Origin of the sequence: Coleofasciculus sp. D1-CHI-01 (assembly GCF_040218875.1) — a bacterium.
In the GTDB taxonomy this organism is placed as follows: Bacteria; Cyanobacteriota; Cyanobacteriia; order Cyanobacteriales; family Coleofasciculaceae; genus Coleofasciculus.
In genome coordinates this window covers 1-13,150 of the sequence record NZ_JAVJQP010000193.1, presented here as the reverse complement: position 1 = coordinate 13,150, position 13,150 = coordinate 1, and the positions used below count along the sequence as shown (strand labels likewise).

At 44.9% G+C, this 13,150-nt stretch carries 9 protein-coding genes and 1 CRISPR repeat array; of the genes, 3 read left to right on the top strand and 6 right to left on the bottom strand.

All coding sequences use genetic code 11. The features are described 5' to 3' along the window. Positions 1–243: hypothetical protein (locus RIB93_RS32435; RefSeq protein ID WP_446379431.1), on the bottom strand; the 243-nt coding region annotated here is incomplete at its 3' end. Between the two features lie 510 nt (positions 244–753). Continuing rightward, complete coding sequence (cas3, locus tag RIB93_RS32430; RefSeq protein WP_446379429.1) at positions 754–2,865, bottom strand: CRISPR-associated helicase Cas3'; 2,112 nt, start codon at positions 2,863–2,865, stop codon at positions 754–756. 124 nt (positions 2,866–2,989) lie between these two features. Here cas3 and cas5c point away from each other — a divergent pair, with 124 nt between their 5' ends. The 3 genes from cas5c to cas7c all read left to right on the top strand — a co-directional run bounded on the left by cas5c (position 2,990) and on the right by cas7c (position 6,504). Then, on the top strand, positions 2,990–3,619 hold the full coding sequence (gene cas5c, locus RIB93_RS32425; RefSeq protein WP_446379427.1) for a type I-C CRISPR-associated protein Cas5c: 630 nt from the start codon (positions 2,990–2,992) through the stop codon (positions 3,617–3,619). A 340-nt stretch (positions 3,620–3,959) separates the two neighbouring features. After that, positions 3,960–5,597, top strand: coding sequence for a type I-C CRISPR-associated protein Cas8c/Csd1 (cas8c, locus tag RIB93_RS32420; protein ID WP_446379425.1), 1,638 nt, complete (start codon positions 3,960–3,962; stop codon positions 5,595–5,597). Between the two features lie 22 nt (positions 5,598–5,619). Further along, positions 5,620–6,504 (top strand): type I-C CRISPR-associated protein Cas7/Csd2, encoded by an 885-nt coding sequence (gene cas7c, locus RIB93_RS32415; RefSeq protein ID WP_446379423.1) that lies wholly within the window; start codon positions 5,620–5,622, stop codon positions 6,502–6,504. Between the two features lie 19 nt (positions 6,505–6,523). Next, positions 6,524–6,918: a CRISPR direct-repeat array (repeat unit 37 nt; unit sequence GTTTCAATCCTCAATCCCCCCGAAGGGGAATTGTCAC). 454 nt (positions 6,919–7,372) lie between these two features. Here cas7c and RIB93_RS32410 read toward each other — a convergent pair. The 4 genes from RIB93_RS32410 to RIB93_RS32395 form a co-directional block, all read right to left on the bottom strand. Then, positions 7,373–9,172 carry an LA_3751/LA_3752 family putative glycosyltransferase gene (locus RIB93_RS32410; RefSeq protein ID WP_446379421.1) on the bottom strand — a complete coding sequence of 600 codons (1,800 nt, stop codon included), beginning with the start codon at positions 9,170–9,172 and terminating at the stop codon, positions 7,373–7,375. 238 nt (positions 9,173–9,410) lie between these two features. Next, positions 9,411–10,730, bottom strand: a complete 1,320-nt coding sequence (locus RIB93_RS32405; protein WP_446379433.1) for a DUF2330 domain-containing protein — start codon at positions 10,728–10,730, stop codon at positions 9,411–9,413. A 118-nt stretch (positions 10,731–10,848) separates the two neighbouring features. Next, on the bottom strand, positions 10,849–11,739 hold the full coding sequence (locus tag RIB93_RS32400; protein WP_446379419.1) for an RnfABCDGE type electron transport complex subunit D: 891 nt from the start codon (positions 11,737–11,739) through the stop codon (positions 10,849–10,851). Positions 11,740–11,911: 172 nt separating this feature from the next. After that, positions 11,912–12,868, bottom strand: a complete 957-nt coding sequence (locus RIB93_RS32395) for an alpha/beta fold hydrolase (protein ID WP_446379417.1) — start codon at positions 12,866–12,868, stop codon at positions 11,912–11,914. Between the last annotated feature and the right edge of the window lie 282 nt (positions 12,869–13,150).

Sequence of the window (13,150 nt, the reverse complement as noted above, 5' to 3'; positions counted from 1 at the left end):
ATCTATAAATCTGATATCGGCACAATAAATCCAATGTAGGGGCGGGTTTAGGGACAAAATTAACCGAGAAACCAATAACCTTTCTACAAAACCCGCCCTTCCCCACCATTTCAGCCAACCGAACACCTGAATCTCCAATTTATCCCGATATCTTTGGGGTGCGATCGCGCCTAACAATCGGCTAGGTTTTATTGCCCAGTTTAAGCTTAATCTAGAAAGCTGATATTGGCAGAATAAATCCAATGTAGGGGCGGGTTTAGGGACAAAATTAACGGATAAACCAATAACCTTTCAACAAAACCCGCCCTTCCCCACCATCTCAGCCAACCGAACACCTAAAGCCCCAATTTATACCGACATCTTTGACAGGCGATCGCGCCTAAAAATCGGCTAGGTTTTATTGCCCAGTTTCCGGTTAATCTATAAATCTGATATCGGCACAATAAATCCAATGTAGGGGCGGGTTTAGGGACAAAATCAACCCAGAAACCAATAACCTTTCTACAAAACCCGCCCTTCCCCACCATCTCAGCCAACCGAACACCTGAATCTCCAATTTCCCCCCATATCTTTGGGATGCGATCGCGCCTAAAAATCGGCTAGGTTTTATTGTCCAGTTTCCGGTTAATCTATAAATCTGATATCGGCACAATAAATTCAATGTAGGGGCGGGTTTAGGGACAAAATCAACCCAGAAACCAATAACCTTTCAACAAAACCCGCCCTTCCCCAACCCGTCACTGAAACGATCGCCTATTCGGTAACAATACCAAAATTAGGATTATAGTCGCCCTGCCAAACTCGTAAGCCGGGGAATATTTCTTGGGAGTAAGCATCGGCTAGCTTTGGGGTAACGCCGACAGCATAGTGCAGTAGGAGTCGCCATTCTTTTTGACTCAATCTCTGTTGCTTTTGCGCTAATTCAATCAGTTGTTTTGCGGTGTCTTCTAGGGGGATAATCACATTAACCTTATTATCCTCAATCATTTGGAAGTGAGTATCAATATCTTTAAACATAAAACCTTCTCGCCGCTTTTGAATCTCCTGCTGATCTAAGTTAACCGCAGGATTGGCTAAAAAGCTTTTGAAATAGTCTTGACAACTGGCTTCATCGTGTAAAGATTGACCCGCTTTGAGTAAATTGCGGGTGATTTGAATTTTGTCCCGGTCTTGCTGCGGAAACCCTTGATTTTTGAGTTCAAATATGGTAAGAATGGCGTGATTTGATTTATGATTACGGTTGACTCGTCCTGCGGTTTGGATGATGGAATCTAAGCCCGCGATCGCACGATACCCAGCCGCGAAGTCTATATCTACTCCGGCTTCGATTAATTGGGTGCTGATGAGATAAACAGGCAAATCCTGGTTCAAGCGATCGCGCACTTGGTTGAGTACCCGGCGACGATGGGCGGCGTACATATTCGTACTCAGGTGAAAGGTATTTCCCAGTTCCGATAATACCTCAAATCCCTGACGGGCATCTGTTTTAGCACTAACAACAACGAGGGCATTCTTCAGGGAACGTTGGCGGATATCCTGGAGTAAATCATGCCAATCCCAGGCTTGTGACTGATAGTGATACTCGACTCGCTGGAGTGTTTTGGCGTGGCTTTGACGCTGATTTAGCGGTACAATATCGCGAATTTCCGGGAGATCGAGAATCCCATACCAGGGTTGAGTTGCTGAACAGAATACCACAGAACAATTCCAATTGTCCACCAATCCCCGTAACATGGACATGATCGGAGTGAGGTACTTTGTCGGTAATGCCTGCACTTCATCTAAAATAATCACACTATTGGTAATGCGATGCACTTTTCGGCATTGGCTGGGGTGGCGACTAAAGAGACTTTCAAACAGTTGAACCGTTGTGGATACAATAATCGGATAATCCCAACGTTGGGCGGCGAATTGGTAATGGTGTAATTCATCGGTATGGGTATCAAATACCACACCGCTATGATGTTCTAATACGGCATCTTCCGAGAAACTCTCTCGGTAAACTTGGGCGGCTTGTTCAATAATACTGGTAAACGGTGGACAGTAAATAATGCGTTTTTGCTGGTAGTTTTGGGCATGATGGAGGGCAAATGCCATAACACTTAGGGTTTTACCTCCACCTGTGGGAGTGGTGAGGCGAAAGAATCCCGGTTTTAGGGTGGCGGCGGCTTGACAATGGCGATAAATATCTCGGCGGATGGCGTTGATAGGGGTATCTGCTGCATTTTGAATTAGATGGTGATAGTGGGTTTCAAATTGGGAGATTAATTGCTCTATAGTGGGAGGTGTAACGGTATCCCAGTCACCCAGAAATCGGGCAGCACTTTCTCGATCCGCATCAACTAACGCCGAGAAAATAATCCGAATTAATAAGTCTTCGGTGAGGCGATGTTCTGGATGATGGGAAGGACAATTAAAGAAATTATCGCCTAATTCTTTTTTGGCGATCGCCTGGATGGATTGCCAATGCTGATCACCTTTTAGCTTCTGCTGGATACCATCTGCACCACCGAGATTATGTAATCCAGAATGATGTCCCAAAATGGCAAAGGCTACGCCATGAAGTCCTTTTTTCCAGGCTAACGATGCGCCATGTATAGCATGTCCAGGAGATTTACATTTATTCCCCGCCATACTTGCTTGTAAATACTGCTGCCAAGTGGGGTCAAATTTACCTAAATCATGCCATTTTCCAGCGATTTCAGCTAGGGGGTGAACAGCAGCCGCGATCGCGCCTGTTTCTTCTAAGTGTTCCTTAACTGTTTGAACCGTTCCATCTTGGCGAGGAGGGCGAGAAATCTTGGTAATAGACTGAGGCGATGGTTCAGGAATTATAGAATGAGTTTGTGGAGATTCTGAAGTCATGGTTGGGTATTTCTAATTCATTCTTACTCCCCTCTCCCCTGGTGGGAGAGGGGCTGGGGGTGAGGGGGTTTTCATTTATAAATGTTATAAAGGTAATCATACCGAATCCTCAACCGAACCGGAGATGAGTAGCCAAGCCAACGAAATTACCTTCAAAATTTGGGGCGATCGCGCTTTATTTACCCGCCCCGAATTTAAAACTGAACAAGTCACTTATGATGTAATTACCCCCTCCGCCGCCAAAGGAATTGCTGAGTCTATTTTCTGGAAACCCGAAATTCAGTATCAGGTGATTCAGATTAGTCTCCTCAAATCCATTCAGAAAGCTTCGATTCTACGGAATACCCTAAAATCGCGCCAATCTCATCGTACCGCCCAAAGTGGAGGAATCCTAGAAATTGAGAGCGATCGCACTCAGCGACATGCCCTTATTTTAAACGATGTCGCCTATTTAGTCACGATTCAGATGCAGCGTCAGTCTCATGCAACAGATCCCTTAACTAAATATCTGGAAATATTTAAACGCCGATTAGCCAAGGGGCAATGTTTTCAGCAACCCTATTTAGGCTGTCGAGAATTCGTGGCGTATTTTAGTCAGCCAACGGAGAATGAAATGCCCATTGATTTAACTACCGATTTAGGATTAATGCTGCATCATATTGAGTTTACATCAGAAGGAGCAAAACCGATATTTTTTCGCGCCTCGATTCAAAAAGGTGTGATGGATTGTCGGGTAATTTACTCTGGCGACTAGAAGTCGCAGCTACACAAACCAAGTCCGCCTGCGCGGACTCGATCAGAAAGTCCCCCAACCGCAGGACAAAAAATGTTTCACTTTTTTGGCACAGGGGATTTAGGGGAATAAGCTGTTCGGCATTTAAACCTTAATGTCAATAATGGCGAAAGCCTTGCCGTAGTAGTGCGAGCATCTTGCTCGCTAGATTGAACATCTTGCTCGCTAGATTAGAGCATCTTGCTCGCTAGATTGAGCATCTTGCTCGCTAGATTGAGCATCTTGCTCGCTACTAATACCCAATTTAAATACATGACAGCTTATAAACTGACATTGACAAACTACAATTTATAATAAAACCATGACCATAATAGCTGAATTAGTCAAACTCTCCCACACCCTTAACCTTCCCGCCAAAGCCTACGCCGAATCGACAATTTACTGGCAAATCATTCTCAACTCCGATGGCAGTTTTAATCGGATTATCGAACTTAATACCCCCCAATATGACCGCAAAGGTAAAGCCAAAAAGCCAAAACCGGGTCAAAAACTGTCCTGTCCCCATATTCGCCGCAATGCGATTCAGCCCAAATTAATTACCGATACCGTTGACTATATTTTCGGTGATGGAGAAAAAGCCAAAGCCTATCGCGCCCTCTTACAACGCTGTTATCAAGCCACACAAGAACCAGCGATTCAGGCTATCTTAACTTTCCTCAATTCTTATCCTCAACTCGAAGAACTTGAACCTAAGCAAACTGTCACCTTTACCATTGATCAAGTTCCTGGCTATATCCATGATTTACCCGCCGTGCAACAATTTTGGGCGCGACATGTGGATGAACTAACCGCCAGCGATCGCCCGGTGATGCAGTGTTTAGTTACGGGGGAGGAATTACCCGTAACCACCAAGTTTTCCTTGCAGATTAAAGGTGTACCGGGGACAAATTCGGCGGGGGCTTCTTTAATTAGTGCCTATGATAAATCCTGTTGGTCTTATGGCTTATCGGGGGCATTAGTTTCACCCATTAGCGCCGAAGCTGATGAACAATTTTCTCAAGCCCTGAGTTATCTGTTACGAGACGAAAACCATTATATTAATATCGGTAGTACAACCTTTGTTTTCTGGGCAGATTCTGGGGGAATGACGCGGCATTTATTTGAAACGCCGAGTGTAGAAACGGTGCGAGATTATCTGAATCTCTTCCACAAACCGCAACAGATTAACCCCGATTGGGAGTTTAATATTCTAGCGTTATCCGGCTATACCAGTCGATTAGTGGTTCGCGATTGGATTCATGGCAAAGAACCGGAGTTTGTTCACCACTATGAACAATGGTTAAAGCGTCAAGAAGTAATTGGCTGGAATCGTGATCATCGCGGCTATTTGGGCGTTTGGCGGTTGGCGGCGGCGGGGTATCGGGAGGCGAAAGAAATCCAAAGTCGTACTGTAACTGCATTGATACGAAATGCTGTTTATGGTGAAGCCTTACCTATGGATTTAATCCAACGAGTCTGTCGTCGAAATCGCATTGAGCAAACCGTGAGTTATCCCCGTGCGGTGCTTTTAAATATGTATAGTGAAGGAGTGAAACAAGTGAGGAAAGAACAAGGGAAAAATGAGATGACAGAAGAAGAAGCGATCGCGTTTCAGTATGGGCGACTTTTAGCCACCTACGCCAAGTTACAACGAGTGGCTCAAACTAGCGATTTAGCCAATACCAATGCAGTTAAATGTTATGCCACAGCCGGATTTTCTCCCATTCCCATGAGTCATCGCCTCGCATCGGGGGCAAAAAATCATTTAGCTGTGTTAGAGGGTGGATTAGCCCAGTGGTTTGTCTCCCAGCTTGCCCAGATTAATGGCGCGATCGCACAATTGGCTCAAACCACAGCTATTCCTACTACCTTTAGTATTGGCGCTCAAGCTTATTTTGATTTAGGCTTTTGGAGTGAGTTGAATACGAAGAAAACTAAACCGGAAACAACCGATGAATGATGTCACAAATAACCCATAATTAATGACGAAGGACAAAGGACAAATGATGAATCACCTTGACCCCAGCAAAAAACATGACTTTATCTGGCTATTTGACTGCACCAATGGCAATCCCAATGGTGATCCCGATGCCGATAATACACCTCGAACCGACTTACAAACCGGACATGGATTAGTCACCGATGCTTGTCTAAAACGCAAGATTCGCAACTTTGTCACCCTGGCATCAGATCAGCGAATTTTTGTCAGCGAAGGGGCTATTTTAAATCAGGCAATTGATGAGGCGGTTTCGGCTAAAGGGTTAACTGTAGACTCTAAGAAAAAAAGGCTAACCAATCCCAAAGATGTTGCCGCAGCACGGGATTGGATGTGTGAGAATTTCTATGACATTCGTATGTTTGGCGCAGTTTTATCCACGGGGAAAAATGCCGGACAGGTGCGCGGTGCGGTACAGTTAACTTTTGGGGAATCCCTTGATCCGGTGCTACCGATGAATTTATCAATTACGCGGTGTGCCGCAACGGATACCAATGAGCAGGGGAAAGAGAATAAAACCATGGGGCGGAAAAATATTATTCCCTACGGGTTGTATAAAGCGCATGGGTTTTATTGTCCCCAATTTGCCAAACAAACTGGGGTAACGGAGGCGGATTTAGCGTTATTTTGGCAAGCGTTAGTTAAATGTTTTGAGTTTGATCGTTCCTCCGCCAGGGGAATGATGGCAACTCGTGGGGTATGGGTGTTTAGTCACGAGTCGGCGTTGGGAAATTATCCGACTCATAAACTGTTTGAGTTATTGAGGATGGAAAACCGCACACCGGAAAAACCACCACGAGTATATAGTGATTATGATGTGCGGATTGTGGGTGATATACCAGAAAATGTGGCTTGGCAAAAGTTGGATTGATTCGGGTTTCGTTTGTTCCGTTTCAATCCTCAATCCCCCCGAAGGGGAATTGTCACGAAAGATGTGGATTATCTGCAATAAATAACTCTATGTTTCAATCCTCAATCCCCCCGAAGGGGAATTGTCACTTACCTTTCCTCCCTGTACTGTTTGAGTTTCTACAGGTTTCAATCCTCAATCCCCCCGAAGGGGAATTGTCACTGAGGATACTGAGGATACTAAGGATGATAATAAAGTTTCAATCCTCAATCCCCCCGAAGGGGAATTGTCACCACGGGCGAATATCGCTGTTGTTCCCCAGGGTACGTTTCAATCCTCAATCCCCCCGAAGGGGAATTGTCACTTGGTAGAATGCGATCGCTCAAATGCAGATGTCGGTTTCAATCCTCAATCCCCCCGAAGGGGAATTGTCACTGCCGCATCCTGAAAGCCTCTCCCAGAAAGAAGTTGCATCCCCCAATGCGACAACCTCCTAATTTTAACCCTTCGACTAGCCAACCCAAAGTCCTAAAATCGCTGAAACCCTTACAGCGTAAGGTGCGACAACCTCCTGAATAGATAAAAACCTCCAAAGCCTTACCCCCACTGCATTACAGCCAAAAATTTAGGTTCACTCAAAAAAACACCTACCCCTTGTCGCAAAATCCGGCTCAAACACCATTTTAGCTGTGTCACGTCCCCTACCGTGAAAACTTACTTCTTGCTCCCCTCTCCCCAGAGTGGGAGAGGGGCTGGGGGTGAGGGGCTTCTAGCTTTCACCGGAAGTCTCTTGCGCCTGGGAAAATCGGGGCGGGTTTAATCACATCTGGATGCAACCGAAAAGATAGTTGTAAAACCCGCCCCTACACAATTCGCCCCCATAAAGGAATTACTCTGATTCCTTCAGAATCAATGCATTATACATAGGATACTTACCAAACTCTCCTACTTCAGATAACTCAATCCTAAATCGCTGATTATCCTGACTAAACCTCCTCGCGACTGACGCATCTTCCGGCGGCTGACACTGACGAAACGGATAGCAAACATACGTAAACTCTTGCTCCCCTTCCTCCACCAACCTTTTCCCTAATTGCACTAAATCCTGACTTGTTTGGGCTTTAAAAAATATCTTGTCCCCCGCCAACCCCGGTTCTATCGCCTGGGCGACAAATTGATGAGAAACAGCAATCACAGAATTTGGCTGTTTCTGTAAGACTTGAATCGCGGGTAATATACCATCGTGATTTTTCTGTAAAAACTTGACCCCCGCATAACTATTTTTATGAATACTCACCAGCAAAAGGGCAGCAAAGCCAACGATACCGATATACTTTAACCCCCCTGACGAGACATTCAGGATAAACTCTAACTGCTTCGTCGCCAACAAACAAATAATCGGCACGAGAAGCAATAAAAACCTAGCTCCCCATTGTTTACCGCCAGCAATTAAACCTGCTGTTCCCTCCGGCACCATTAAGGAGACGAGGATAATAAAGAGTAATCCACCCCCATAAATCAGGAGCATTTCCCAATTCAACGGTACATCATAGGTTTTCAGCCACGCCAGAAATAATAATCCCGCTAAAACCAAAAGCCATAAAACTTTGTACATCCTCCCCTGAATTACCGCAAGTCCAACCAAAGCCGTTATCCCAAAACTTAATCCCAACAGAACCATTGTTGGCATCGTTAACCGCCTGTGGGAATTTCTACCCAACCCAACCAACAGGTAAGCAAGGGAAAAAAAAGTAATCGGTAAAAACTCAAACAGAGCCACACTTAATCCCTGAAAATTCCTCCATCCTCCTAACAGCCGTTCAGATAAACCCGTTTCCTCCACCACTTGAATCCCATGGATGCCCAAAGGATGGTTATAAATGAGTTTATTCGAGAGAAAGAACAAACAAACCGTGGCAATTAGACTAATCGCAAAAATTTCTTGGTGTTCCGTCACATAGGATAGCGGACTCAGATTAAACCACTCAATCCTAAACTGTTGCCTCGCCCAATTCCACAACGACACAGCATAGACAAAAACGATAATTAAACTCACTAAGGCTAAAAATTCAGGTCTAAACCAAACTGAACCGCCTATGAGAATGCCGCTAACGATAACCCGCCTAATCGATAGCGGTTGATTTGGTCGAGGAAAGAAGAATAAAGCCAACCCTAACCATGCCAATGCCAAGGCGAGAGTATGCTCCCAATACATCGCACTGTAGAGGGTTAACGGTGAGGCAAATATTAAAACAATTAAAGCCACTGATGCAATCGTCTGGGATATTTCTAACCGTTTACATACCCAGTAACAGGTTAACCAGATTACCCAGGTTGACACCAGAGGAATAATGTATAATCCTCGATAGCCAAACAAAGCCTGGAAGGGAGCCGTTACCAGGGGGAAGGTATAGGGAAAGGTAATGAAATAGCGATCATTAATATAATAAACAAACGGTTCTTCAAAGGGATACAACCCATTTTGCCAAAGTTGACGTACCCAAGGTAATGATGGAGACACCAAATCAAACCGAAATTGACCTTGACTCAACTGTTTCGCCAATAACGCCTTCAATCCCGCATCGCCACTAAAGAAAACCCCTTCAGGTATTAGCCATTGTAGGTACAAGGAAAATAAAATACCAACACCGATAATAATGAGAGGTAACTTATAGTCTTTTATTGTCATTTTTGATATACCGTAGGGTGGGCATTGCCCACCAACCTTAAGTCAATACCATTCGATTTAAAATACAATGCACTATTTAGACACTGATTATCTATATTATCCTAGATTAGAACCCTATAGATAGGAAGCATGTCAGGTTTACACGCCATACCCCAGTTACCCCGATAAGTTGGGTTTTGTCCCTCAACCCAACCTACTGGCGTTGACATGCATCCTATAGATAACCATCACGCCCTCGTTAATTCCAAATCCTGCGCCACCAGCGACTCGGTTTCATCCCAGGAATATCCATTTTCCGGCGAATATCGCCAATTTGCCATCCCGTCAGCTTGGCTAACGTCTGCGCCTCTTGTTCAAATCGCTGATTCAACGTCCGTTTATACTCATCAGCGGCGGGACAATTCATTTCCCCCGTGTAAGGATGTCGCAAGACATATCGACCTTGAAAATTTTGCCGACTCCCTGTTTCTTGAAACATTAAATCTTCGGGAAATGTATCACGAGTGTAGCGGACATGTAAACGGCTAATAAACACATTATTTGCTGCATTAGTATCCAACCAAAACACACCCGCTTGCTCTAATTCATCCCGGCTTAATGGGTCAGCTGCACAGGGATCGCACCATCCCATATTCCAGGCATATTCTAAAAATGCCACTTTTTTCTGTTCTTGCTCATACGCCGTCTGAAACATGGCTTTATAGAATTGATCAAACTCATCCTTAACAAATAGAGGAAGTCCGACATTAGACGGGATTTGAACCGTGCGATAATTAGTCACCTCTGCTTGACCGTTGCGGGATAAAATATAAACAATTAAATCTTGCTCAGTTGTGGCATTAATCATCCCTAAACGAATCGGCAACATAAAACGTGGTGACTCATAGGCTATTTGCAGAGGGCGGAGTAATTGAGAACCCCCTGATTCAAATTCTTTCAGATTAACTTTCGCCACGAAAAACTTCATATTTTGGCGAATATAAGGTTGCAGTAGCCGACTAGCACCACGGGGAATGCGATAATTATTACGCCTTAGCCAGGTTTCCAACCCATCCGATTCTTTAGCACTGAGAATTAAAATATCGTATTCGCCAACCGAAAAACGAGATTCTATCGTAACACCTAAAGCACTATCTCCCCGATTTCCTGCACTATTATCTGCTGATGATGTTACTCCTCCTGATAAAGAGCGAAGTTCCCTTGGTGCAGGAGGAATACAAGGATTCGGATCAAAATATTCTACCAATCGCGGCGCACTAAACCCATCCAGTCGTTCGATAATTTTCGGATTTCCTACCTGTACCTGTTCTTGTTCTAGAACCACAGGAACAGGCACAACCAAGGCAAAATCCTTAACATCGCCTTGATAGTCATTCGCCATCGTCAAAATCGTGCGATCGCCATCCCGTGCGATAATTACTTGAGAGGCTTCGTTGTAAAGCTTTGTATCTGCTTTTGCTACATAAAATCCACAAAATGCTAAAGCTTTTGGCGCAAATATCATGATAGCAAAAACCGCCAAAACTAACGCGATTAATACCTGTAATAGCTTTCTCATCATCGACTCACTTTTTCGTCATTGGTCATTGGTCATTCGTAACGGATTAGGGTAGATTAAAACAACTTAATAGGCTCAATTTTATTTTCATTAATTTACTTGTTTTTTTAGTTATCAATTAACCCTCATCGGAAAACCTCCAAACAAATCTTGGTGATGACCAAATCCAATCTAAAAGCAGTGTTAGGGGAGAAAGGGCAAATAACGCCCAGAAAACCGCTGTAGACATAAAGAAATGATTTCGCAGAATAAAGGTTAAAATCGCAATACTGACAGCCCAAAGTAAACGACTCACCCTAGCATTAGGAATCGAGCGAGGATCAGTTAACATAAACAGGGCAAACAATAAGAACGAGCCACTCATCAACCGATGCGCCCAGACATCCCACGTCCAGCCCAACCAAAGATTGCGAATAGCTTCGAGTAACGCATAAGCACCGAAAAAAGCCGCCGTTGTATCCCAACGCCCTACCCGTTTTAAAATCATGCCCCCAGTTCCGGCAAATAATAGGACATACCAACCCCCCTCTCCCCACTGCCCTGGAGAAACCCAGGCATCATTTGTAAGGATTAAAACTGAAATTATGCCAAAATTAGCCGGATTTAAAAAATGTTTGCCTTGGAATCGAAACAGAAATTTACTTAAAATCGCCAGTACCCCCGCCAAGATCATCGTGCTGTACTGATCGACTCGCAGGAGTAAACTTAACCCCAATGCCGTAATCATGGCACTTTTGAGGGATATTAGGGACGTTTTGAGTGTAGAGACGTGCCATGGCGCATCTGTAGGGGCGGGTTTAGGAGTAACGTTTGTGCAGAACCCGCCCTGACGGAGTTTTGACTTAGAGATAGACCAAAGTTTGAGGCTGATATACTGGGTCAGCAAACAAGTCGCGATCGCAACACCGATAAACTGAGGCTGTAATGTCCAATCTCTCGTACCGATACCCAATACCAGGAAGAGTGAGAGAAACAGAATCTGATAGTCTCTGGGATCATGGTGCTGCATTTGAGTAGAAAAATAGGGAAAGGGAAAGGAATTCAGACGCCAGCCTGGTTCTGAAACTCCAATCCCTAAGAAAGCGATCGTGTACTGATTTGTGCCTGTAATCCTGTTGCCAGTATGTCCTCCCTCGATCTTTACCTCTGACTTGTTACAGTTTTTGTAACTGTACTTAAGCTCAACTCACAGACTCCGCCAAAATCCTGCGAATTTGAGTATCTACAATATCGGGTTGTTCCACCATTGCCAGATGACCACAATTAGGAATTTCAATCACATTAGCACCGCCATTTTGAAAAAGCTTATGGAAGCTAGCCAGATGGCGTACATATTTGGGAGCCATTACTCTATCATTCGCACCTGCCAAAAAATACACAGGCTGCTGAAGCTGTGAAATCATCTGAGGCAAACGGTGAACCTCAGCCTCGGTTGTCGAATCCAAGAGACTCCTCAGTGCTGCTTCTGGGTGAGCCACAACAAAATCAATCACCCGTTGTCGTCCCCAACGACGTGCCAGGGGACGCGCCACCTGTGCCCGTGTAAACAGTACATCAATCAAGGGCAGATAACATAACCACTGAGGGCGGCGTTTGACTAACTGTTTCCCTACATTCCGAAATCGTTCAAACTCTTCTTTTAAATAAATGCCACCCCCCGCATTCAGACAAATCACCCCCTTGACCCGTTCTGAAGCCACTGATGCGCCCCACAAGGCAATACTGCCACCTAGAGAGTGACCAATCAGCCAAGCGTTATCGATATCCAGCTTTTCGAGTAGAATACCCAAGTCCCTAGCATAAGCCGCAAGGCTGTAGTTACTGGCTGATAAACGAGTGGCATCAACGTCTGCCGATGTTAATGCCGCATTATCCTTCGCACCCGCCCCGCCTGAGGTGGTAGCCCGCGAAGCCGATTCGGTTTTTGGTGGTTTATCTGTTGGGGATTGAGAATCACCAAATCCCCGCAAATCATAAACTAAACATTGAAAATCATCATCTAATCGATCAATCAGTGGTTGCCAATAGTTACGACTTAAAAGCCAGCCATGGATAAAGACCAAAACTGGGGAAGAGGATGCCTTGGGAGGCGTTAATTCGTAGGCGTGGGTAGCCCCTAGAATCTCAATCATTGCCATATATCCATCCTATCCGAGAATTGGGACAGGTGGTGAAGAGAGTGATGGGGTGATGGGGGAGCTGGGGGAGATGGGGGAGATGGGGGAGCTGGGGGAGCTGGGGGAGCTGGGGGAGATGGGGGAGCTGGGAAGTTAACTCAAAACTCACCGTTCGCTCATTTTGGTAACTCAGTAGCCAAATGAGCAGCCACACAGTAGTCTGAGTAAGCAATTGGACGATTAAGGAGAGGACTAGGAAGCGATGCATACCAGACTAAGTACTTGATTGAGTACAAAAGCTGA

Bases quoted from the DNA above. Each gene is read 5' to 3' on its own strand.
- cas3 (WP_446379429.1), bottom strand. From the start codon at position 2,865: ATGACTTCAGAATCTCCACAAACTCATTCTATAATTCCTGAACCATCG.
- cas5c (WP_446379427.1), top strand. From the start codon at position 2,990: ATGAGTAGCCAAGCCAACGAAATTACCTTCAAAATTTGGGGCGATCGC.
- cas8c (WP_446379425.1), top strand. From the start codon at position 3,960: ATGACCATAATAGCTGAATTAGTCAAACTCTCCCACACCCTTAACCTT.
- cas7c (WP_446379423.1), top strand. From the start codon at position 5,620: ATGACGAAGGACAAAGGACAAATGATGAATCACCTTGACCCCAGCAAA.
- RIB93_RS32410 (WP_446379421.1), bottom strand. From the start codon at position 9,172: ATGACAATAAAAGACTATAAGTTACCTCTCATTATTATCGGTGTTGGT.
- RIB93_RS32405 (WP_446379433.1), bottom strand. From the start codon at position 10,730: ATGAGAAAGCTATTACAGGTATTAATCGCGTTAGTTTTGGCGGTTTTT.
- RIB93_RS32400 (WP_446379419.1), bottom strand. From the start codon at position 11,739: ATGCAGCACCATGATCCCAGAGACTATCAGATTCTGTTTCTCTCACTC.
- RIB93_RS32395 (WP_446379417.1), bottom strand. From the start codon at position 12,868: ATGGCAATGATTGAGATTCTAGGGGCTACCCACGCCTACGAATTAACG.